Raw genomic sequence first — 21,187 nt, 5'->3', positions numbered from 1 at the left:
AACCTAGAGCCGGATGATTTCAGGTCTGTTCGACCTGAAATCTGAATCCGGCTCTAAATCAAAGAGATAGAGCATGATGTCGTCCGAAAACCGCTTCACACTTTTCGGCATCATGCTCTAAGGTCTGTGGGGATTCATCGAGAGTTTATGACGGCGGCAGCGAGGTAGATCATAGCTGAATAGCTCTGGTCGGTTTTTTCGGCTCGCATGGCGATGCGTTTGAATTCCTTGAGCTTGCAAAAGAAGTTCTCGATGAGATGGCGCCACTTATAGACTTCACGATCAAGCGGCAGCGGCTTTGTACGTCTTGAATGTTGGGAGATGACGATCTTGGCGCCACGATCGTTGAGATCGGCAATGATGTGATCGCTGTCGAATGCCTTGTCGGCGATCAGTGCGCCAAATTCGATGTCTTGAAGCAGCGGCTCCACCCCGACCGTGTCGAAGCGATGGCCAGGCAGGAGTTCGAACCGCACGAGGTTGCCGAGCGCATCGGTGAGCGCGAGGATCTTGGTAGTCATGCCGCCCTTGGAACGACCTATGGCCTGGCTCTGAGTCCCCCTTTTGCGCCCTGGCCGTGGCGGTGGACCTTGACAATGGTTGCATCGACCATGGCGTATTCCATGTCGGGCTCATCCGAACAGGCTTCGAAGAGCCTCACAAAGACATCGGCCTTGCGCCAGTCGCTGAAGCGCCTGAAGGCGGTGCTCCAGTTCCCAAACATCGCCGGCAGATCGCGCCACGGACTGCCCGTGCGCACGATCCACAGAACAGCCTCTATGAAGAGGCGGTTGTCGCTGCCGCTGCGCCCGGGGTCCGTCGGCTTACCCAGGCAGTGCGGCTCCATCTTCGCCCATTGGGCGTCTGTCAGTACGAATCGCTCCATCAAAAGCTTGAATCACATCGCCAAGCTTTCGTGAATCCCCACAGGCCTTAGAGCGGTTCAGCGTTTCACAGAATCGCCGAACCGCTCTATCTCTTCGTTTTTACGCAAATCCGGACGGAAAACCGTTTCACACTTTTCCTGGAATTGCTCTAGGAGCAGCGTTAGCGGGCCGCCGTCCAGCCCTTGTAGTCCTTGAGGTTCTCGGCGGTGATCAGCTTCGGATCGAGCAGCACGGTCGGCTCGGCCGGCTTCTTGCCGGCAAGCACGTCGGCCGCCATCGTCAGCGACTGGCCGGCCATCACATAGGGATCCTGCGAGGCAGAAGCCTTGATCATCGAGGTGCCGGAAGCGAACTCCTTCTCGATATCGGGCGCGCCGTCGACCGCGGTGAAGATGAATTCCGAGCGGTTGAGCTGCTTGGCCGCGAGCTGGGCGCCGATCGCCGTCGGGTCGTTGATGGCGAACACCGCGTCGATCTTGTCGAAGCGGGTGAGCAGCGACTGGAACACTTTCAGGCCGCCATCGCGCGAGCCTTCGGCGTTCTGGTCGTCGGACAGGATCTTGATGTCGGAATGCTGCGCGAGAACGTTCTTGCAGCCCTTGACGCGCTCCAGGATCGACGACGAGGCCGGGCCGTTGAGGATGACGTAGTTGCCCTTGCCGCCGGTGTGGTCGACCAGGTACTGGCAAGCCTCCTCGCCGGCCTTGACGTTGTTGGTCATCACGGTGACGTCGGCGCCTGGCGCCGAAACGTCGAAGGCGGCGACCACGATGCCGGCTGCCTGGGCCTTCTTGACGGCAGGCGCGATCGCCTTGGCGTCGACGGCGTTGAGCATGATCACGTCGACGCCGGCGGCGATGAAGGAGTCGACCTGCGAGACCTGCTTGTTGAGGTCGTAGTCCGCCGACACCGACGTCACCTCGACCTTGGGATTGATCTTCTTGGCTGCGTCCTCGATGCCCTTGATGGTGGCGACGAAGAAGGGGTTGCCGAGCAGGCCGACCGAGATGCCGACCTTGTTAAGGTCCTTGGCCGATGCCGGCGCGACGGCGATGGCCGCGAGGGCGGCGCCGCAGAGCAGTTTGGCGATGGTCTTCATTTACTTGCTTCCTCCGATTGCCCCGCGCCTCTCACGGTGCGTTACACACAATCCGGCTAGGGCCGGCGACCAAGGTCAATCACGTTCTTGCTCCGGCCTGGAGCCGGTAACGGTCGAGGGCGACCGCCACGATGATGACCAATCCCTTGATGATGTACTGCCAGATGTCCGAGACACCGGCCAAAATGAGCCCGTTGGAGAGCACCGCGATGATCAGGCCGCCGATCAGCGTGCCCCAGATCGAGCCGACGCCGCCGACGAAGCTGGTGCCGCCGAGAATGACGGCGGCGATGGCGTCGAGTTCATAGGACTGGCCGAGCTGCAGACCGTTGGCGGCGTAGAGCCTCGCCGCCGACATGACGCCGCCGAGGCCGGCGAGCAGACCGGACACGCCATAGACGAAGAGCAGCACCAGCGGCACCTTGATGCCGGTGAGCCGCGCCGCCTCGGCGTTGCCGCCCACGGCGTAGATCCAGGTGCCGAGCACGGTGCGCTTGAGCACCAGCCAGGACAGCACCACCACCGTCAGCGCGATGATGACCAGCCACGGAATGCCGAACAGCGAGCCGTTGCCGATGAAGTCGAACGGCAGGTCGGAATTGAACACCGTCGTGTCCTCGCCGAGCAGGCGGGCGACGCCTCGGACCGCAGTGAGCGAGCCGAGCGTGACGATGAAGGGCGGCAGCCTGATATAGGCGACGAGCAGGCCGTTGATGACGCCGAAGCCGAGGCCGATCAGAATGGCGGCGGGAATGCCGAGCATGCCCCAGTCCGGCACCAGCGATACCAGCACGGCCACCATCGCCGAGGCGGCGAGGATCGAGCCGACGGAGAGGTCGATGCCGCCGGTCAGGATGACGAAGGTCATGCCGGCGGCAAGCACGATGTTGATCGACGATTGCTGGGTGACGATCAGCAGATTGGTGCCGGTGAGGAAGCGCGGATTGATGAACTGGAAGCCGGCCGCAAGCAGCACCAGAACCGGCAGCATGCCGAGGGCGGCGAAGGCCGTGCGCAGCCGCCGGTTTCTGACCGCCGCCTGATCCGCTGTCGCCATCGCCGTTGTCTTGTCGGTCATTCCTGGGCCGCTCCCGTCGCAAGTTCCATGATCGCTTCCTGGCGAAGCGGTTCGCCCGCGGACGCCGTCACCTCGCCGGCGATGGCGCCGTCGCGCATCACCAGCACCCGGTCGGCGACCCCGATCACTTCCGGCAGTTCGCTGGAGATCATCAGGATGGCGATGCCCTTGTTGGCGAGACTGTCGATCAGCCGGTAGATTTCCGACTTGGCGCCGACGTCGACGCCGCGCGTCGGCTCGTCGAGGATGACGACCTTCGGCTCGGTCTCCAGCAGGCGGGCGAGCAGAACCTTCTGCTGGTTGCCGCCCGACAGCGACCCGGCATTGGCCCGCGCTGACCCGGTGCGGATCGAGAGGTCGGCGATTGCCTTGGCGGCACGCCGGTCGGCCGTGGCGAAATCGCGAAAGCCGCCGGCGCGCGCGTCCCTGGCCAGCACGCCCATATTGATGTTGTCCGAGATCGACATGTCGAGGAACAGGCCGAGCTCCTTGCGGTCCTCGGTGAGATAGGCGATGCCGGCATCGAGCGCCACGCGCGGCGAGGCGATGGCGATCGGCTTGCCGTCGAGCTCCAGCTCACCGGCGCTGCGCCGGTCGGCGCCGAAGATCAGCCTGGCGAGCTCGGTGCGGCCGGAGCCGACCAGCCCGGCCAGCGCCAGCACCTCGCCGTGGTAAAGGTCGAAGGAGCAATTTTTCAGCAGCCTGCCGTCCGACATGCCGCGCACCGACAGCGCCACCTTGCGCTTGCTGTCCGGCGGCCGGTGATCCTTCTTGTAGAAGGCCGACAGATCGCGGCCGACCATCATCGAGACCAGGCGCGACGCGTTGAGATCGGCGCGCTCCAGCGTGCCGACATAGCCGCTGTCGCGCAGCACGCTGACGCGGTCGGCGAGCTGGTAGACCTCTTCCATGCGATGGCTGATGTAGATGATGGCGATGCCTTGCGCCTTCAGCGTCGCGATCACCTCGAACAACCGGTCGGTCTCGCGCGAGGTCAGCGAGGTGGTCGGCTCGTCCATGACGATGATGCGGGCGCTGGTCGACAGTGCGCGGGCGATCTCGACCAGCTGACGCTCGCCGAGCGACAGGCTGGAGACCAGGGCGCGCGCCGAGAAGGAGACGCCAAGCCGTTCGATGATTTCCCTGGCGCGGCGGTTGCATTGGTCGCGGTCGACGATGCCGAACCTGCGCGGCTCGTTGCCGAGGAAGATGTTCTGCGCGACCGTGAGGTTCGGCGCCAGCGACAGCTCCTGGTAGATGACGGCGATGCCATGGGCGCGAGCCTTGATCGGATCGCCGGTGGCGACCGGCGCGCCGTCGATCAGGATCTCGCCGCCGGCGTCAGGCCGATAGGCGCCGGACAGCACCTTCATCAGCGTCGATTTGCCGGCGCCGTTCTCGCCCATCAATGCGTGCAGCTCGCCGGCGTTGACGGCGAGCGATACATCCTGCAGGGCGCGGATGGGACCGAAGGTCTTGGAGATGTGACGCATCTCCAGCACCGGCCTTTGCGTCGCCCCGATACGGGCAGCGGCGGTCATCGCGCGCCTCCCGCCGAAGCAGCGATGCCGCGCTCGGCAATGAGGCCGCGCCAGTCGTCGCGGTAGCCGGCAAGGCCTTTGAAGCTTGCGGCGCGCACCGGCTCCGGCCTGTCGGCGGCGAACTCGCGGCCGGCGCTCTCGAAGGCGAGCGCGGCCGCGCCGGTCGCGCTGCCTTCCAGGGTGGCGCCCTGCATGAAGGACTGGCCGGGACGAAGCTGAGCCAACAGGCCGGCAAGCAAGCCGCCAGCGTTCAGGCCGCCATCGACGATGACGGCGTCTCGCGACCGGATCAGGTCGAGCGACAGATCGATCATCAGCGCCACGTAAAGCAGCGCCACGGCCGCGCGTTCCTCGGCATCGGAGACGCGCCCTACGATTTCACCTGTTTGGCCGGGCATCGGGCCGCCAGGCGCAAAGCTCGGCAGGGCCGTGATCCCGGCATCGATCGCGCGCTGTATCGAGGCCGGCGCAATCGCGCCCTGCCAGTTGCCGCTGATCACGGCGAATTCGCGCCCGCCCATGAAGCGGATGGTGGGAACCGGACCGCCATCGACATCGACATTGACCAGCATGTCGCGGTCGCGGTCGAGCGCATCGAGCGGGCAGTCCGGATTGAGCACGATCACCCAGGTGCCCGTCGACACCACGGTGAGCCGCCCGAGTTCCTGCCGCCGGTAGGCATGGAGCGCGGCGTTCGAGTCATGGACGCCATTGTGGATGGCGACCGGCCTGCCGGCCCGGCCAAGCCGCCGCTCGCCGGTGACGGCGCCGGCGCGCGCGAAGGCTGGCATCTTGCCACGCCAGCCTTCGGCGTCGACCAGCGAGGAGAAGTCGCGCTTGCGCGGCGCCCACAGATGCGAGTGGCAGCCGAGATAGGACACTTCCGAAACGGCTCGGCCGCCGAAGCGCCAGCTCCAAAATTGCGGATAGCCGAGGATCGCCGTCGCCGCTGCGAAGGCGCCAGGCTCCAGTTCTTTCAGCCACAGCATGTGACGGCCGTAGTTGAAGCCAAGCGGTAGGCGCGGCGAAAAGGTCTCGGCGAAATCGGGAATGCGGCGGTCGATCCGCGCAGCGATTTCGGCCGGCGGTTCCTGTTCGTAATCGAGTATCGGATGCGTCAGCGCCGTCTCGTCGACCAAGGCGAAGGTGCAGCCATGGCCGGACACCATCAGGCCTTCGATGCCATTGCGGTCGACGGCCTCGTCGACGGCATCGAGCGCCCAGTCATGCAGCGCCGACTCGTCGAGCACACTGAGGCCGCCCTTGCGTATCCAGTCGGGTTTGGTGCGCCGCTCGTCGACGATGCGCCCGTCCTGACCGAAGACGAAGAGCTTCGAATTGGTCTTGCCAAAATCGAGCACCGCCACCTTCACGGGAGGGCTCCCGCGGACGGGGCGATGCGCACGGCGACGCCGGCGTCCTCCAGCATGCGCGCATCGGCATCGGAGAGGCCGTCATCGGTCACCAGCGTGCCGATACGCGACAGCGGCAGCGCGACATTGCGGGCGTGGATCGACAGCTTGCGACTATCGGCCAGCACGACGATCTGGTCGGCGCAGAGACTGAGATCGACGATCGAGCGCACCAGCAGCGGATGCGATTCCAGCACGCCTTCATGGCCGAGGCCTTGCGCGCCGAGAAAGAATTTCGAGGCGTAGAACGGCACGGCCTGGGTGAGCGAGTGGATGATGCCGGGCTCGCGGTGCAGATCGCCGCCGGCGATGGTCAGGCTGCAGTGACCGTGGTCGCTGAGATAGGCCGCGAGCGGCATGGAATTGGTGAACAGGCGGATGTTGCGGTCGGCAAGCTTGACGCCGAGGTGGAAGCAGGTCGAGCCGCCATGGACGATGACGGCGTCGCCGTCGCGCACCATGGTCGCGGCGACGGCGGCGATCTGCCGCTTGGCGTCCACCGCCAGATCGCGGTTCTCGTCATAGGGCCTGGCAAAGGCGACCCCGGCATGGGCAGCACCGTCAAGGGCGGATATGCCGCCATAGACCTTCCGCGCCTCGCCAGCCTCATCGATCTTGTCGATGTCGCGCCTGACCGTCGCGGCCGAAACGCCAAGCCGTTCCTGCAGGTCGCGCACCGATGCAAAGGGGCGGTCCCGTAGGAGCTCGACGATCTGACGCTGGCGGCCGGAGTCGCTCAACCCTTTTCCTCCCGAAATGCCATTTTCCCACGGCAATTGGTGCAACTTACTCAACATTAGCCAGATTGCAAGCCGGATTTGATGATATTAGATCACAGTTGACGGAGATCGCTCGCATCTGCGATATCAGCGCCATTGCTCCCGGCGACGGGAGATCGTGCGAGAACCAGGCCAAGCCGTTGGAGGACAAGCGCCATGGCGACCCAAGCTGACGCGCAGGAACTGGCCGCCTTGCGGGCGCTTTCGGCCAGCATCGGCGGCAACCCGCATCTGACCCAGGCGGCGGGCGGCAATACATCGCTGAAGGCCGGCGACACGCTGTGGATCAAGGCCTCCGGCACCTGGCTGAGGGACGCATTGTCGGATGACATCATGGTGCCGGTGGCGATGGTGCCGCTGATCGAGGCCGTCGAACGGCGCGATCCGGCCGCCGACAAGCCGCAGGCCTTCGCCATCGATGCCCTCAATCCGCGCGGCTTGCGCCCGTCGATCGAGACCACCGTGCACGCGCTGATGCCGCAACGCGTCGTGCTGCATGTCCATTGCGTCGACACGATCTCACTTGCGGTCCAGGCCGATTGCGAGACCGAGGCCGCGCGGCGTCTCGACGGCATCGAATGGGCCTATGTTCCCTATCGCCGTCCGGGCCTGCCGCTTGCCCAGGGCATCGCCGAGCGGCTTCGGCCGGGGGTCGACGTGCTGATCCTCGGCAATCACGGGCTGGTCGTCGCGGCGGAGACCGTGGCCGGGGCGGAGCGCCTGCTGCATCGGGTCAGATCGCTGCTGGCGCGCCCGGCGCGCGCGGTGGCGCAAGCCGATACCGCGGCGCTGACGGCGCTTGCCGGCGGCAGCGGCTACAGACTGCCGGTGGATGTCGAGGCGCATGCGGTCGCGCTCGATGCGGACAGCCGCCGCATGGCCGAAGCCGGCAGCCTCTATCCCGACCATGTCATCTTCCTCGGTCAGGGTTCCGTGGTGGCAAGGCCCGGCGAGCAGGTTGGCGACGTCATTGCACGGCTGGGCAGGAAGCCGGCCGCGATCCTCTTTGCCGACGCCGGCGTGCTGATGCGTGGCGATGCCAGCTCCGGCGCGGACGCCATGCAACGCTGCCTTGCCGATGTCACTGCTCGGATCGACACCAAAGCCCGGCTGAACTATCTCACCGCCGCCGAGAATGACGAGCTGGTCAACTGGGATGCCGAGCAGTATCGCCAGAAACTCAACGCCGCGGGTTAGGTGAATGGCGCCACTTGCCATAGGCATCGACATCGGCACCTCCGGGTCGCGCGCCGTCGCGATGCATCCGGATTTTTCCATCGCAGTGCGCGCCGCCGTGCCGCTCGATCGCTTTGGCGCGAACGGCCGCGATCCCGCCGTCTGGTGGGCGGCGGTCGAGGCGACGCTGAGGGAGCTCTTCTCGCGTATCGATCGCAGTGCGGTGCGCGCGATCGCCGTCGACGGCACGTCGGGCAGCTTGCTGCCGGTCGATGGCGCCGGGCGGCCGCTGGCCGAGCCGCTGATGTACAACGACAAGGTTTCGGACGACGCCATCCTCGCCGCGATCGCCGGCGCGGCGCCGGAAGCGAGCGCCGCGCATGGGGCGACATCCGGCCTTGCCAAGGCGCTCTGGTTCCAGCGCCTGCCTGGCGTCCATGCCGTGCTGCACCAGGCCGACTGGATCGCCGGGCAATTCTCGGGCCGCTTCGACGTCAGCGACGAAAACAACAGCCTGAAGACCGGCTACGATGCCGAGGAACGCCGCTGGCCTGACTGGATCGTGAAAGCCGGCATGCGCATGGAACTGCTGCCGGCAGTCGTCAGGCCGGCCAGCGTGACAGGCAGGCTCACGGCCACCGCCGCCGACCTGTTCGGCCTGCCGCGCGATGCGGCGATCGTCGCCGGCACGACGGATGGCTGCGCCTCGTTCCTGGCGACGGGCGCCACGGCCGCCGGCGACGGCGTCACCGCGCTCGGATCGTCGCTGACCATCAAGATCTTGTCCGACCGGCCGATCTCGGCGCCGCGCTATGGCATCTACAGCCACCGGCTCGGCGACGCCTGGCTGGCCGGCGGCGCGTCGAACACCGGCGGCAAGGTGCTCGCCCGGCATTTTTCGCTAGCGCGCATCATCGAGCTCAGCGCCGCGATCGACCCCGCGACCGAGACCGGCCTCGACTATTATCCGCTCGCCTCGGCTGGCGAGCGTTTCCCCATTGCCGATCCGATGCTCAAGCCGCGCCTTCTGCCCCGCCCGGGATCCGACGCCGACTATCTGAAGGCGATGCTGGAGGGCATCGCGGCCATCGAGGCACTCGGCTACCAGAGGCTTGCCGAACTCGGCACACCGAAGCTCACCTCGGTCCGCAGCGTCGGCGGCGGTGCCGCCAACGCCGCCTGGACCGCGATCCGGCAACGCAAGCTCGGCGTCGATTTCCTGCCCGCGCTCTCCGATGAGGCCGCCTCCGGGACGGCGCGGCTGGCGCTGATGGGCGCAAGAGAGGCGGGGCTGCTGTGAACATGACGCAAGCCAGGCATCTCGATGGGATCGGAGCGCTCGCCGAACGCTACGACGTGTTCCTGCTCGACCAATTCGGCGTGCTGCACGACGGGCAGCGGGCTTATCCGGGCGCAGTCGAAGCCGTGTCGGCGCTGAAGCGCGCCGGCAAGACGGTGGTGCTGGTCTCCAATTCCGGCAGGCGGGCGGAACCCAACGAACGGCGGCTGCTGAAGCTCGGTTTCGAGCCGGGAAGCTGGGACCATTTCGTCTCGTCCGGCGAGGTCGCCTGGCGCATTTTCAAGGACATGGTGGGCTCGGGCGCGCTGCGAGCAGGGACAAAATGCCTGCTGATCAGCCGCGACGGCGACCGTTCGGCGATCGATGGCTTACCCTTGACCCTGGCCGAACGCGGCGACGATGCAGAGCTGGTGCTGCTCGCTGCCAGCGAGGGCGACCGCTACGATTTCGATTATTACAGCGCGCTGCTAGGCCCGGCGGCGGCGCGACGGGTGCCATGCTTTTGCACCAACCCCGACCGGATCATGCTGACCGCGGTTGGGCCGCGCTTCGGCGCCGGCGAAATTGCCGATCTCTACGAGAGACTCGGCGGCAGCGTCACCCGTATCGGCAAGCCCGATCCTGCGATCTATGAGGCGGCGCTGGCGCTTGCGGGAAATCCGGCGCGCGGCAACGTGATCTGCGTCGGCGACAGCGTCGAGCACGATATCGCCGGAGGCCGTGCCGCCGGCGTGGCGACTGTGCTGGTCAAGTCGGGGATATTGGCCGATGCCGGCGACTTGACCGGGCTTTTCCAAGAGCTTGGCGCGTGGCCCGACTACACTCTGGATGCCTTCCGCTGGCGTTGATCCGCGGGCTTACCCGATCCGGTTTCCGCTCGCCGGATCGAAGAGGTGCAGCGCCGCCGGGTCGGCTGACAGCCGGACCGTGTCGCCTGGCTTCACGTCGCTTCGGCCCATGACGAAGACGCAAATCTGCTGGTTGGCCAGCCTGACATAGAACTGCGTCGACAGGCCAAGCGGCTCGACGACTTCGACCTCGGCCTTGAGGGCGCCGTCGTCGACCAGCCTGATGTGCTCAGGCCGCAGCCCGACAGTGAGCGCATCGCCATCTGCCAAAGGCAGGCCGTCGGGCAGCCGCAGCTTCTGGCCGTCGGCCAGCACGGCATCCACCTTGCCACCCTTGGCAACCTTCGCCGGCAAAAAGTTCATGCCGGGCGAGCCGATGAAGCCGGCAACGAAAGTGTTGGCCGGGCGGTCGTAGAGCTCCAGCGGATGGCCGACCTGCTGGACATAGCCGTCATGCATGACGACGATGCGGTCGGCCATGGTCATGGCCTCGACCTGGTCATGGGTGACATAGACCGAGGTGGTCTTGAGCTGCTGATGCAGCGCCTTGATCTCGGCGCGCATATGGACGCGCAACTTGGCGTCGAGGTTGCTGAGCGGCTCGTCGAACAGGAAGACTTTCGGGTCGCGCACGATGGCGCGGCCCATGGCGACGCGCTGGCGCTGGCCGCCGGAGAGCTGGCGCGGCAGGCGGCCGAGCAAGGTCTCGAGGCCAAGGCGTTTGGCGGCGGCGCCTACCCTGCCGTCGATCGTCGTCTTCTCGGCCTTCTTCAGCATCAGGCTGAAGCCCATGTTCGAGGAGACGTCCATATGCGGGTAGAGCGCGTAGGACTGGAACACCATGGCAATGTCGCGGTCCTTCGGCGCGACGTCGTTGACCAGCCGCTCGCCGATGCGGATCTCGCCGCCGGTCACCTCCTCAAGGCCAGCGATCATGCGCAGCAGCGTGGACTTGCCGCAGCCGGACGGGCCGACCAGGACGACGAACTCGCCATCGGCGATCTCGAGATCGACGCCGTGCAGGATGCGCAGCGCGCCGTAATCCTTCTCGACATGTTGCAGCGTGACGGAAGCCATCGATTATCCTTTGACCGCGCCGGCGGTGAGGCCGGTGACGAGATAGCGTTGCAGGAAGGCGAAGAAGATGCAGACCGGGATCAGCGCCAGGATGGACGCCGCCATCATCTGCCCCCAGTCGACGGCGAACTTGCCGATGAAGGTGAGCAGGCCGACCGCGAAAGTCTTCTGCTCGTCGCCGGAGATCAGCATCAGCGCGAACAGCAATTCGCTCCAGGCGGCGGTGAAGACGAAGCCGAGCGTGGCGCCCATGCCCGGCAGGGTCAGCGGCACGATCACCCTGCGCATCGCCTGAGCGCGCGTGCAGCCGTCGATCATCGCCGCTTCCTCCAGGTCCTTCGGGATGCCGTCGAAGAAGGACTGCATCAGGAAGGTGGCGAAGGCGGTGTTGAAGGCGGTGTAGATGATGATCAGCCCGATCAGGCTGTTGGTGAGGCCGAGGTCGCCCATGATGCGGTAGATCGGCGGAATGACCATGACCAGCGGGAAGGTCTGGGTGAGCAGCAGCAGGATGGCTAAAGTCGCCTTGCCGCGAAAGGTGAAGCGCGACATCGCATAGCCGGCCAGCGTGGCTATGACGGTGACAAAAGCCGCTGTCGACACCGAGACGATGACGCTGTTGAGGAAATAGCGCGGGAAGTCGGAGGCCTCCAGCACGGTGTCGAAGTTCTTGAGCGTCATTTCCGACGGCCAGAAGGTGATGCCTTCGGAATAGAGCAGCCGCTCCGGCGTCACCGAGATCTTCAGCGTCCAGAAGATCGGGAACAGCGCGAAGATCACGAATGCCGCGATGGCCAGGTAAAGGCCGATGCCGCCGGCGATGCGCGAAGTGGTGGAGCGACCGGCGATCATCAGACATGCCTCACAAGCGTGCGGCGGATGGCGATCAGCCCGACCGCGTAGGCGATGAGCAGCACCAGCAGCAGCACCGCGACGGCCGAGGCATAGCCTTTGTCCAGCGACTTGAAGGCGCTGACATAGATGTAGACCGGCACCGTGCTGGTCGAGCCCGCCGGTCCGCCCTCGGTCATGACGAAGATCAAATCGGCGAAGGTGGCGATCCAGATGGTGCGCAGCATGACGGTAATGACGATGGTCGGCGCCAGGAAGGGCAGCGTCACCTTGGTGAAGCGCTGCCAGGGCGAGGCGCCGTCGATGGCCGCCGCCTCATGCAATTCGGACGGGATCGACTTCAGCGCGGCGAGCAGGGTGATGGCGAAGAAGGGGATGCCGAACCAGATGTTCGCGACGATCGGCCCCCACATGGCAGTGGCGGGGTCGGACAGCACATTGGTCGGCTCGGCCTTGAGGCCGAGCGCATAGAGCCAGTGCGGCAGCGGGCCGATGATCGGGTTGAACAGCCAGGCCCAGGTGAGGCCGGAGAGGAACGACGGCACCGCCCAGGGCAGGAACACCACCGCCTGCACGATCCTGCGGCCATAGAACGGCTTGTCGAGCAGGAGCGCGAGGCCAAGCCCAAGGAAAAACTGGAAAAACAGGCTGGCGACGGTCCACCACAGCGTGTTGATCAGCGCTTGGCCGAGCACGGCGTCGGAAAGCATCGCCTGGTATTGGCCGAGGCCGACATATTCCGACTTGAAGGCCGAGAACTTGCGGAACGAATAGCTGATGCCGATGATCAGCGGCACCAGAAGCACCACGACCAGCAGGACGATAGCCGGCGAAAGATAAAGCCATGGCTCGATCGCGGCCTTGGTCAGCCGCGTCTTTCGCGGCCGGCTGGCTGATCGGATTTCGGACACTGCGTAGGTCATACGGTGCTCGCGTTGATGAGTGGGGGCCGGCGTAGGCGACAGCGTCCTTCTCCCCGTTCACGGGGAGAAGATGCCGGCAGGCAGATGAGGGGCGGCGCGAACTTATGAAAGTATGGCGCTGCCCCTCATCCGACCCTATCGGGCCACCTTCTCCCCGCAAGCGGGGAGAAGGAAGAAAGGGGACCCTACTTCTTGTTCTTGGCCAGCCAGTCCTGCTGTTCCTTGGTCAGGAACTTGGCCCATTCGTCGGCCACGTCTTTGGCCGGCTTCTGGCCGAGCAGCACTTCCTGGAAGTTCTTGATCGCCACCTGGTCGACGAAATTGCCGAGGTTTTCCAGATGCGTCGGCGGCGTCACCATTTCATATTTGGAGCTGTCGCTGAGCTCGGTGAACCAGCCCTTGAACTGCTCGGTCTTGAAATGGGCGTCCTGGTCGGCGCCGTTGTGGATCGGCACGACACCGACTTCCTTGGCCCATTCCAGATTGTCCTTGGGCGAGAGCAGCGTAGCCATCAGCTTCCAGGCTTCGTCCTTGTGCTGCGAGTTGGCGAACATCGCCCAGCCGGCATAGCCGAGCGTCGGGTAGGACTTGCCGCTCGGTCCGACCGGCAATGGCGCCACGGCGAAATCGTCGGCGCTCATCTTGTCGGCGATGCCGAGCAGCGCGTCCGGATCCTGGTTGAGCATGGCGCAGGTGCCGGAATAGAAGCCGGTCACCGTCTCGTTGAAGCCCCAGCTCACGGAGTCCTTCGGCGCCAGGCCGTTCTTGTACATATCGGCCAGCATCTGCAGGCCCTTGACCGAGCCCTCGTCATTGATGGTCGAGGTGCCGTCCTCGGTGAAGTAGCCGCCCTTGCCGTCGGCGATGTTCATGAACATGTGCATGCCGTTGAAGGCGCCGGGGCCGCCGCGCAGGCAGTAGCCGTATTTGCCGGGGATAGCCGAGATCTTCTTGGAGAACTCGACGAATTCGTCGAGGGTTGCCGGCGGCCGGTCGAGGCCCGCTTCCTTGAACAGCTTCTTGTTCCAGAACAGCGCGTTCACATAGTAGCCGTAGGGGATCATGAACTGCGTGTTGTTGACGGTCGAGCCGAACTGCTTGGCGCGGTCGCCGAGCGTCTTGGCGTCATCCCATTTGGCCATGTAGGGGCCGAGATCCTCGAGCTGGCCGTTATTGGCATAGAGGCCCATCCAGCGCTCCGGCATCTCGACCACATCGGGCGTGTCGCCGGCCTGGACCATGGTCAGGAACTTTTCGAAAGCCTGTCCCCAGGGCAGCGAGACGAGCTCGACCTTGATGCCGGGATTGGCCTGCTCGAACTCGGCGATCTGCTTCTTCAGGAATTCGGTGCGCGGCGGGCTGGTGATGACCTCGACCATCTTGACGGTGGTATCGGCCAGCGCGGCCCCCGCGGAGATCGCCAGACCGGCGACGGCGGCGAGCATGACTGTCAGTCTTTTCATGTTCGGTACTCCCATTTTGAACACCCGTTATTTTTTTGACTTGTCGAAGGCCTGGACGACGTCCGCCCAAAGATCCTCGACGTTTTCCAACCCGACATTGAAGCGGATGGTTCGGGGGCTGACGCCGAAGCGCGCCATCGAATTGAGACCCGGCGTCTGCTCGAGCGAGGCCTTTGCCGGCACGACCAGGCTTTCATGGCCGCCCCAGCTGACGCCGATGCGGAACAGCTTCAGCGCATCGACGAAAGCCGGAATGTCGACATCCTCCGTGACCTCGAAGGAGAACAGACCGGCATAGCCGGCTAATGTTTTTTTGCCTGGATGATTGGAATAGGCGGGGTGATTGACCCGCTCGACCTTGCCATGCGCCTTGAGCCGCTCGGCAAGGGTCAGCCCGCTCTTCATGTGGTGCGGCAAGCGCAGCGGCAGCGTTCGCAGGCCGCGCAGCAGCAGCCAGCCTTCGAAAGGCGACAGCTTGCCGCCGAGCGAGGAATAGGTCTGCTCGTTGATGTGCTTGATGTGGGCGGCGGAGCCCGCCACAACGCCGGCGACGGTGTCGCTGTGGCCGCCGAGATATTTGGAGGCCGAATGCAGGACCAGATCGACGCCGTGCGCGATCGGCTTCTGGAAGACAGGCGTCGCCCAGGAATTGTCGATGGTGGTGACGATGCCCTGCTCTTTCGCCAGCCGCGTCAGATGGGCGATGTCCTGCAGCTCGAACATCATCGAGGTCGGGCTTTCGAGGTAGAGCAGCTTGGCGCCGGGAAGCGCCGCGGCCACCGCATCGGGGTCAGAGCCGTCGACATAGTCGACCTTGATGTTGAGCCGCGGGAACAGCCGTTCGAACAGCCGGTACGCGTCGCCATAGCAGTTGCGCACGGCGACGATGCGCTCGCCGGCGCCGACGAAAGCGAGCACCGTGGCGCTGATCGCCGCCATGCCGCTGGAGAAGCCTCGTGCGGCCTCGGCGCCTTCCAAAGCCGCAACGCGCGCCTCGAACTCCATCACCGTCGGGTTGTCGCCGCGCGAATAGATCGGCTGCCTTCTCCTGCCAGCGAAGGTATCGGCCATGTCGGCATAATTGGCGAAGGTGAACAGCGAGGTCTGGTAGATCGGCGGCACCACGGCGCCGCCGGGAAACGGATCGTCATGCGCCAGAAGCGTGGCAGCCTCGCTGAGATAGTCGCTGGCGGAAATGCCTGGGTCGAAAGCGGTCGGGTGCTCGTTCATTTGCGGTCCGAAAGTTTGAGGTTGGCGGCGCCGCGCTTGAGGTCGTTTTCGACGGTGGCCATGAGCTTCAGCGCTTCGGCGCGGGCTCCTTCAGGGTCATGCGCGGCGATGCAATTGAAGATGGTGCGGTGGTAGGGAAAGCTGGCGTGGCCGAAATCGCGCACGCCGAGCGGATGTTCCCAAAAACGGTGGAACAGCTCATGCATGGCGCTGATGATCTGCTCGAACAGCGGATTGCCGGAAGCGCGGTAGACCGACTGATGGAACTCCCAGTCCTCTTCCGACGACATGCCGGCGCGGGTGTGGAAGGCCTCTTCCATGATGTCGAGCTTGCGCTCGATCTCGGCGATCTCGGCCTTACCGGCGCGGACGGCGCAAAGGGCTGCCGCCTCAGCCTCCAGAGCGCGGCGGATCTCCAGCGTGCGCATCAGGCCGGCGAAGTCGTTGCCGCCGGCTAATGTCAGCGGCATGTGCAGCATGTCGGGCGAGACCGCCGCCTTGAGATAGGTGCCGCTGCCTTGCCGCCGCTCGACGAGGCCCAGCCCCTCCCAGCGCGTCAGCGCCTCGCGCACGGTGTTGCGGCTGACCTTCAGGCGCTCGGCAAGGATGCGCTCGGTCGGCAGCTTTTCACCGGGCCCCAGCGCCTCCTGCCGGACGAAGCCGGCCAACGCCTTCAGCACCGCGTCATCGCGGGCCGTCGTCTGAATGGGCGGGAGGCTGTCTGTCACGCCGTGGCCTAAAGTGGTTCAATGGTCCAACCAATTTCTGCACAGGCGGTAAGACGAGTCAACAGGCGAATCGAAAGAAGGTCGAACGGCGCGGATCCGCGCCGTCCGGTCTGATCCAGTCAGGCGCTGATGCGCGCCGGGGTGGCCGCACGAGCCTCGCGCCAGCGCGCGAACAACTCCTCGCGAACCCGTCTTGAAGCCGAGAGCCGCTCCTTCGCCTCCGCCAGGACGGCCGACGATGACTCCGCGGGCGTGCCCGAGCGAAAGGGAGGAGCCGGGGCATATTCGAGCGAGAGCTGCACGATCTCCGCTTCGGCCTGGCCGAGCAACCTTGCGACCAGTGCCAGACCGAAATCGATGCCTGAGGTAACGCCGCCTGCGGTGATCAGTTTGCCGTCCTCCACGATGCGCGCATCGACCGGCACCGCCCCGAACTCTTCAAGGAAATCATGCGCATACCAGTGCGTGGTGGCCCGCTTACCCTTGAGCAGCCCGGCCGCGCCGAGCACCAGGGCGCCGCTGCACACCGAGGTGATATAGCGCGCGTGCGCCGCGCGCTCCCAGACGAAGTCGAGAACCGCCTTGTCCTCGAGCAGCGCGTTGACGCCCCCGCCGCCTGGAATGCACAGCACGTCGAGAGGCGGACAATCGTCGAAGGTTGCCGTCGGCGTGAGGGCTAGACGCGTCGACGACATCACCGGATTGCGATCTTTCCAGATCAATTCCACCTCGGCGCCCTTTGCCGATGCCAGGACTTCGTACGGACCGGTGAGGTCGAGCTGTTGGACATTGGGAAACACAAGGATGCCGAAACGAAGGGTCATGGGAATCTCCTCAGGTTGACTCCCTGCAATCTAAGGCATCATGCTTTGGCGCGATCGCCAATCACCCCTCATTTCAGGCCAAACCAATGCGCCGCATCGAAGTCCTTGCCTATCCCGACGTCCAGCTTCTCGACGTCAGCGGCCCACTCCAGGTTTTCGCCAGCGCCAACGATTTCAGGACGCAGGCCGGCGAGCCGGCTGCCTATGAGGTGGTGGTTGTTGCCGCTTCCCCCAGGATCAGGACGTCGGCCGGTCTCGTGCTGGAGGCAGCAGCGCTGCCGACGCACGGGCTCGAGATCGACACGCTGATCGTGCCTGGCGGGTGGGGCGTCAACGCGGCCTGCGAAGACCCTGAGCTGGTCCAGTGGGTCGTCGGCCGCTCGCGCGACGCGGTGCGAACAGCTTCCGTCTGCAGTGGCGCCATGCTGCTGGCCGAGGCAGGCCTGCTCGACGGGCGCCGCGCGGTTACCCATTGGGGACGCTGCGCCGAGTTCGCCCGGCGCTTTCCGGCGGTCCGGCTCGAGCCCGACCCGATCTTCATTCGCGACGGCAATGTCTGGACGTCCGCCGGCGTGACGGCGGGCATCGATCTCGCCCTTTCCTTCGTCGAGGCAGACCTTGGCCGGCGCATGGCGCTTGCGGTGGCGCGCGAGTTGGTCGTCTTCCTGAAACGCCCGGGCGGCCAAGCGCAGTTCAGCCAGACCCTCAAGCTGCAGGATGGCGACGGGCGCTTCGACAGACTGCATGGCTGGATCCTCGACAATCTGGGCGGCGATCTTTCGCTGGCGACATTGGCCGAACGCGCCAATATGAGCCCACGCAGCTTCTCGCGGCACTATCGCGAGGCGACCGGCCGGACACCCGCCCGCGCGGTCGAGGAGATACGCATCGAGGCGGCGCGGCGGATGCTGGAGCAAGGGCTGGCCGTCAACCAGGCGGCCCGGCGCTGCGGCTTCGGCTCGGAAGAAACCATGCGGCGCGGCTTCCTGCGCGCCCTCGGCACCAACCCGCGCGACTATCGCGAACGTTTTTGACGCATCGTCTTGCCGATGACTGTGGCTACAGGGGGCTCTCAACCACCTCATGTGACTGGACGGCGGCTTGGCCGAGCTCGGTCAACGCGTAGATGCCGCGCTCGGCCCTGGCGAACCAGCCGTAGTAATTATGCAGCAGGATGCTGGCCGCGCGCGGCGAGAGTTCCTTGAGGTCGCGCGGCCGTTTGGGGCCATCGGCCATGGCCGCTGCGCAAGCGATCGCCTCTTGCCGATAGGCGGTCATGATCGGCTTTTTTCGCGTGCTGCCGCCGATGGAAGGATCGCCCTTGCGGCGGTGATGTTCCTCGACCAGGCGCGAGCGCCGCCTGGGGTCGCGCCGCGGCGGCACGGCGGCCGGGCTGAGCAGCAGCTCGACCTTGCCTTTTCCGTCGACCGCCAGCAGGCCAAAACCAAGCCTGCGGCAGAGCGCGCGAAACCGGCGGTCATGCTCGCGGCCCTTGCCGCGCGCCGACTGCCTGGCGGCGAGCCAGACCTCGTCGCAGGCTGCCGCGCGATCCACACCCTGCAGGACGAGCTCCAGATTGAACTGCAGCTTCAGCTCGCAGATGACGACCACGGGCGGCTCACCGTCGCGCACCGCAACGACATCGCAACCGCCGACCTCGCCCTTGACGGTGAAATCCAGGCTCTCGAGGAACCGCTTCACCGGGGCATAGAGGGACGTTTCCTGCATGGCAGAGGCATAGCCGATTCGGGCCTGGCCGGCACGTCGCAGCGTGACGTGCAGACTGCCAGGGTAATCCCCGCGATCGAGGTGCGGTCCGTGACAATCTCGTGGACTGCCGTTGCGTGGACTATTGCCTGGCGAACTGGCCCCTATAGGTCTGGCCAGCAAGCGCATAGGTGGCAGCCAGGGTTCCGTCGGGCTGCATCGCAAAGGTGGCGTCCGCGCCATTCGGCAGGCGGCCGAGCTTCAATGTGTTCCCGGCAATCCTCCCCGCCCCGTCGGCGACCCCCGGCTTGTAGTCGGCCACGTCACCCCATGCGTAGCTGACCGTCACCTGGCCGCCCGAGGAAACCGTCAGCACGGCCAGCTTGCCTTCATACATGCCATCCAGCCGTCCGGCCCATATGCCTGAAAATGCGGCATATCTGGCCGGAACGCCCTTGCCGGGGGGCGTGATCGCCACCGTTTGGTCCAGCACCGCCAAATCCGGAGAAGCGGGAGCCGCAACGGCAGCCGGGGCAGGTTGGGGCGGAGGCGCAGGCGGCGCCTCGGATGCCGATTGGCAAGCGACCAGTGCGACCGCTACGAAGCCGAGCGTCAAAGAAGAAAGACTGTTTGGTGGAGCCAATCGGAATCGAACCGACGACCTCTTGAATGCCATTCATACGGCCTTTCTTGTGTTCTGTTTCCGTTCGTTGCGTCGAGTTTCCGAAAAGCTATTAATTTCAATGCAAATCGGTTACGCTGTTTCCGTCAGTATTGCGGCGTTTCCTTTTTGGTGGTGCCCCGGTGGTGCCCGGCCCTCGAAATCGTGAGCTAACTATGTCGGAAAGTGATAAGGCAGTCAAAATCACCAAGCGCCTGGTTGACGCCACCAAGCCGAACGGCACCGACTTCTATGTCTTCGATAGCGAGCTGATCGGGTTCGGCCTTCGCGTCCGTGCAACTGGTGGCATGTCCTACATTGTCCGGTATCGCGCCGGCTCTGGGCGATCAGCTCCGGTCAAGCGCGTAACGATTGCCAAGGTCGGCAAGGTTACGCCCGATCAAGCTCGCGAAGTGGCGAAAGACCTCTTGGCTTCCGTCGTAAAAGGACAAGACCCCTCAAGGGATCGAGCCGAGGACAGGGGCGCCCTTCCCTTTGCCAAGCTTTCAGAGGCATTCCTTGCCCATATCGAGGCGATCAAGAAGCCTAATACGCATGCGCAGTACGCCCACATGCTGAACGCCTACGCGGTGCAGCGCTTCGGTACGCGCAAGGCGGTGGCATTGACGCCGAGCGATGTAGCGGCCTTGGTTCTCAGCCTCAAGGACAAGCCGACAACCGCGAACCGTGTTCGGGACGTGATTAGCTCAATGTACGGCTGGGCGATCAAGGGCAAGATCCTGCCCAAGATGGAAAACCCGGCGGCGGGCATCGCCAAGTATCGAGAGGCAAAGCGGGAGCGCTTCCTGACCTCCGATGAACTCTTGCGACTTGGGGAGGCCATACGCGAAGCCGAGACGATCGGCATTGCATGGGAGCCTGATCCCGAAAAGAAAATCAAACACGCCCCCAAGGCTGCCAATCGGCGGGTGAAGATAGACCCCGCATCGGCCGCAGCTCTGCGGCTGTTCATTCTGACCGGTGCCCGCTTGCGGGAAATCCTGCACCTTAAATGGTCCATGGTGGACCTAGAGCGCGGCCTGCTGCTCCTGCCTGATAGCAAGACCGGGCAGAAAACCATTATCCTGAACGCGCCTGCCCAAATGGTGCTGGCCGATCTGCCCCGCATCGATCGATACGTTATTCCCGGCAAACCGAAAGCTCTCAAGGGCGGCAAGACCGAAAGCCGCCCACGTGCTGACCTCAAGCGGCCTTGGCAGATGGTTCGCAAGCGCGCCGGTCTCGCTGCTCAAGCCGATAATCCCGGCTTCCGGGTACGCATCCACGACTTGCGACACACTCACGCCTCGATCGGGGTCGGCGCCAATATCGGATTGCCAATCGTCGGCAAGTTGCTTGGGCACACCCAGGCCCGCACGACCGAACGGTATGCACACCTGCACGCCGATCCGTTGCGCAAGGCGTCCGACGCCATAGGAAACACTATCGCCGCAGCGATGGGCGAGGAAAAGAAGTCCGCCGAAGTCATCCAAATGAGGAAGGACAAGGCCGGCTAACAGTTCGCAGGGATAGGCCGGCCAGCCGATAAGCCGGGGCGCACCTCCTGGCTTCCCTGCGGCCCTTCAAGGTGCTTCGCAAGGT

20 protein-coding genes are annotated in these 21,187 nt (G+C 64.9%); 5 read left to right on the top strand and 15 right to left on the bottom strand.

What is annotated here, in order from left to right; translation table 11 throughout:
* Positions 1-134: 134 nt before the first annotated feature.
* The 6 genes from AC4FWB_RS20290 to AC4FWB_RS20265 all read right to left on the bottom strand — a co-directional run bounded on the left by AC4FWB_RS20290 (position 135) and on the right by AC4FWB_RS20265 (position 6,757).
* Positions 135-886, bottom strand: a protein-coding gene (locus AC4FWB_RS20290; RefSeq protein ID WP_491028036.1) for an IS5 family transposase whose coding sequence is annotated in 2 segments (ribosomal slippage) — positions 135-556 and positions 556-886 — 753 coding nt in all. Because the reading frame shifts where the segments join, the coding sequence is not laid out codon by codon here.
* Positions 887-1,047: 161 nt separating this feature from the next.
* Positions 1,048-1,986, bottom strand: a complete 939-nt coding sequence (locus AC4FWB_RS20285; protein ID WP_491028035.1) for an ABC transporter substrate-binding protein — start codon at positions 1,984-1,986, stop codon at positions 1,048-1,050.
* A gap of 79 nt (positions 1,987-2,065) precedes the next feature.
* Positions 2,066-3,043 (bottom strand): ABC transporter permease subunit, encoded by a 978-nt coding sequence (locus tag AC4FWB_RS20280; RefSeq protein ID WP_491028044.1) that lies wholly within the window; start codon positions 3,041-3,043, stop codon positions 2,066-2,068.
* 17 nt (positions 3,044-3,060) lie between these two features.
* The gene (locus AC4FWB_RS20275) at positions 3,061-4,605 is read right to left on the bottom strand and encodes a sugar ABC transporter ATP-binding protein (RefSeq protein ID WP_491028034.1); all 1,545 of its coding nucleotides are present in this window, start codon (positions 4,603-4,605) and stop codon (positions 3,061-3,063) included.
* The gene (locus AC4FWB_RS20270; protein WP_491028033.1) at positions 4,602-5,978 is read right to left on the bottom strand and encodes an FGGY-family carbohydrate kinase; all 1,377 of its coding nucleotides are present in this window, start codon (positions 5,976-5,978) and stop codon (positions 4,602-4,604) included. Before AC4FWB_RS20270 ends, AC4FWB_RS20275 begins: the two co-directional genes overlap by 4 nt.
* A complete protein-coding gene (locus AC4FWB_RS20265) occupies positions 5,975-6,757 on the bottom strand; it encodes a DeoR/GlpR family DNA-binding transcription regulator (protein ID WP_491028032.1) in 783 nt (260 codons plus the stop codon). Before AC4FWB_RS20265 ends, AC4FWB_RS20270 begins: the two co-directional genes overlap by 4 nt.
* A gap of 195 nt (positions 6,758-6,952) precedes the next feature.
* Here AC4FWB_RS20265 and AC4FWB_RS20260 point away from each other — a divergent pair, with 195 nt between their 5' ends.
* Genes AC4FWB_RS20260 through AC4FWB_RS20250 form a run of 3 tightly spaced genes read left to right on the top strand, consistent with a single transcriptional unit; the run spans position 6,953 to position 10,120 of the window.
* Entirely contained in the window at positions 6,953-7,993 is a 1,041-nt protein-coding gene (locus AC4FWB_RS20260) for a class II aldolase/adducin family protein (protein ID WP_491028031.1), read from the top strand.
* A gap of 4 nt (positions 7,994-7,997) precedes the next feature.
* Positions 7,998-9,272, top strand: coding sequence for an FGGY-family carbohydrate kinase (locus AC4FWB_RS20255; protein WP_491028030.1), 1,275 nt, complete (start codon positions 7,998-8,000; stop codon positions 9,270-9,272).
* 2 nt (positions 9,273-9,274) lie between these two features.
* A complete protein-coding gene (locus AC4FWB_RS20250) occupies positions 9,275-10,120 on the top strand; it encodes a TIGR01459 family HAD-type hydrolase (protein ID WP_491028043.1) in 846 nt (281 codons plus the stop codon).
* Between the two features lie 9 nt (positions 10,121-10,129).
* Here AC4FWB_RS20250 and AC4FWB_RS20245 read toward each other — a convergent pair whose 3' ends face one another.
* From AC4FWB_RS20245 to AC4FWB_RS20215, 7 genes are all read right to left on the bottom strand, one after another.
* Complete coding sequence (locus AC4FWB_RS20245; protein ID WP_491028029.1) at positions 10,130-11,197, bottom strand: ABC transporter ATP-binding protein; 1,068 nt, start codon at positions 11,195-11,197, stop codon at positions 10,130-10,132.
* Between the two features lie 3 nt (positions 11,198-11,200).
* Positions 11,201-12,049, bottom strand: a complete 849-nt coding sequence (locus tag AC4FWB_RS20240; RefSeq protein WP_491028028.1) for a carbohydrate ABC transporter permease — start codon at positions 12,047-12,049, stop codon at positions 11,201-11,203.
* Positions 12,049-12,972, bottom strand: coding sequence for a carbohydrate ABC transporter permease (locus AC4FWB_RS20235; RefSeq protein WP_491028027.1), 924 nt, complete (start codon positions 12,970-12,972; stop codon positions 12,049-12,051). The genes AC4FWB_RS20240 and AC4FWB_RS20235 overlap by 1 nt, the downstream gene beginning before the upstream one ends.
* Before the next feature lie 185 nt (positions 12,973-13,157).
* Positions 13,158-14,435 (bottom strand): ABC transporter substrate-binding protein, encoded by a 1,278-nt coding sequence (locus tag AC4FWB_RS20230; RefSeq protein WP_491028026.1) that lies wholly within the window; start codon positions 14,433-14,435, stop codon positions 13,158-13,160.
* A 27-nt stretch (positions 14,436-14,462) separates the two neighbouring features.
* Positions 14,463-15,665: a PLP-dependent transferase gene (locus AC4FWB_RS20225; protein WP_491028025.1), complete on the bottom strand. Its 1,203-nt coding sequence runs from the start codon at positions 15,663-15,665 to the stop codon at positions 14,463-14,465.
* Positions 15,662-16,393 carry a FadR/GntR family transcriptional regulator gene (locus AC4FWB_RS20220; RefSeq protein WP_491028024.1) on the bottom strand — a complete coding sequence of 244 codons (732 nt, stop codon included), beginning with the start codon at positions 16,391-16,393 and terminating at the stop codon, positions 15,662-15,664. The genes AC4FWB_RS20225 and AC4FWB_RS20220 overlap by 4 nt, the downstream gene beginning before the upstream one ends.
* Positions 16,394-16,512: 119 nt before the next feature.
* Positions 16,513-17,217 carry a DJ-1/PfpI family protein gene (locus AC4FWB_RS20215; RefSeq protein WP_491028023.1) on the bottom strand — a complete coding sequence of 235 codons (705 nt, stop codon included), beginning with the start codon at positions 17,215-17,217 and terminating at the stop codon, positions 16,513-16,515.
* A gap of 86 nt (positions 17,218-17,303) precedes the next feature.
* Here AC4FWB_RS20215 and AC4FWB_RS20210 point away from each other — a divergent pair, with 86 nt between their 5' ends.
* Positions 17,304-18,251: a GlxA family transcriptional regulator gene (locus AC4FWB_RS20210; RefSeq protein ID WP_491028022.1), complete on the top strand. Its 948-nt coding sequence runs from the start codon at positions 17,304-17,306 to the stop codon at positions 18,249-18,251.
* A 25-nt stretch (positions 18,252-18,276) separates the two neighbouring features.
* Here the strand turns inward: AC4FWB_RS20210 and AC4FWB_RS20205 are convergent, their stop codons facing one another.
* Together AC4FWB_RS20205 and AC4FWB_RS20200 are read right to left on the bottom strand one after the other, a co-directional pair.
* A complete protein-coding gene (locus AC4FWB_RS20205; protein WP_491028021.1) occupies positions 18,277-18,945 on the bottom strand; it encodes a DUF2161 domain-containing phosphodiesterase in 669 nt (222 codons plus the stop codon).
* 121 nt (positions 18,946-19,066) lie between these two features.
* Complete coding sequence (locus AC4FWB_RS20200) at positions 19,067-19,417, bottom strand: hypothetical protein (RefSeq protein WP_491028020.1); 351 nt, start codon at positions 19,415-19,417, stop codon at positions 19,067-19,069.
* A 344-nt stretch (positions 19,418-19,761) separates the two neighbouring features.
* Between AC4FWB_RS20200 and AC4FWB_RS20195 the strand changes: the two genes are divergently transcribed.
* On the top strand, positions 19,762-21,102 hold the full coding sequence (locus AC4FWB_RS20195; protein WP_491028019.1) for a site-specific integrase: 1,341 nt from the start codon (positions 19,762-19,764) through the stop codon (positions 21,100-21,102).
* The last annotated feature ends 85 nt before the right edge of the window (positions 21,103-21,187 follow it).

This window comes from Mesorhizobium sp. LEGMi-168a (genome assembly GCF_058312955.1).
Note: the sequence above shows the minus strand (reverse complement) of the source record. Positions and strands in the feature narration are given on the sequence as shown.

What these genes read in the sequence shown, in the direction of transcription:
- AC4FWB_RS20210 (WP_491028022.1), top strand. Translation starts at nt 17,304, where the DNA reads ATGCGCCGCATCGAAGTCCTTGCCTATCCCGACGTCCAGCTTCTCGAC.
- AC4FWB_RS20280 (WP_491028044.1), bottom strand. Translation starts at nt 3,043, where the DNA reads ATGGCGACAGCGGATCAGGCGGCGGTCAGAAACCGGCGGCTGCGCACG.
- AC4FWB_RS20230 (WP_491028026.1), bottom strand. Translation starts at nt 14,435, where the DNA reads ATGAAAAGACTGACAGTCATGCTCGCCGCCGTCGCCGGTCTGGCGATC.
- AC4FWB_RS20225 (WP_491028025.1), bottom strand. Translation starts at nt 15,665, where the DNA reads ATGAACGAGCACCCGACCGCTTTCGACCCAGGCATTTCCGCCAGCGAC.
- AC4FWB_RS20240 (WP_491028028.1), bottom strand. Translation starts at nt 12,049, where the DNA reads ATGATCGCCGGTCGCTCCACCACTTCGCGCATCGCCGGCGGCATCGGC.
- AC4FWB_RS20215 (WP_491028023.1), bottom strand. Translation starts at nt 17,217, where the DNA reads ATGACCCTTCGTTTCGGCATCCTTGTGTTTCCCAATGTCCAACAGCTC.
- AC4FWB_RS20205 (WP_491028021.1), bottom strand. Translation starts at nt 18,945, where the DNA reads ATGCAGGAAACGTCCCTCTATGCCCCGGTGAAGCGGTTCCTCGAGAGC.
- AC4FWB_RS20195 (WP_491028019.1), top strand. Translation starts at nt 19,762, where the DNA reads ATGTCGGAAAGTGATAAGGCAGTCAAAATCACCAAGCGCCTGGTTGAC.
- AC4FWB_RS20245 (WP_491028029.1), bottom strand. Translation starts at nt 11,197, where the DNA reads ATGGCTTCCGTCACGCTGCAACATGTCGAGAAGGATTACGGCGCGCTG.
- AC4FWB_RS20235 (WP_491028027.1), bottom strand. Translation starts at nt 12,972, where the DNA reads ATGACCTACGCAGTGTCCGAAATCCGATCAGCCAGCCGGCCGCGAAAG.
- AC4FWB_RS20250 (WP_491028043.1), top strand. Translation starts at nt 9,275, where the DNA reads ATGACGCAAGCCAGGCATCTCGATGGGATCGGAGCGCTCGCCGAACGC.
- AC4FWB_RS20255 (WP_491028030.1), top strand. Translation starts at nt 7,998, where the DNA reads ATGGCGCCACTTGCCATAGGCATCGACATCGGCACCTCCGGGTCGCGC.
- AC4FWB_RS20275 (WP_491028034.1), bottom strand. Translation starts at nt 4,605, where the DNA reads ATGACCGCCGCTGCCCGTATCGGGGCGACGCAAAGGCCGGTGCTGGAG.
- AC4FWB_RS20260 (WP_491028031.1), top strand. Translation starts at nt 6,953, where the DNA reads ATGGCGACCCAAGCTGACGCGCAGGAACTGGCCGCCTTGCGGGCGCTT.
- AC4FWB_RS20285 (WP_491028035.1), bottom strand. Translation starts at nt 1,986, where the DNA reads ATGAAGACCATCGCCAAACTGCTCTGCGGCGCCGCCCTCGCGGCCATC.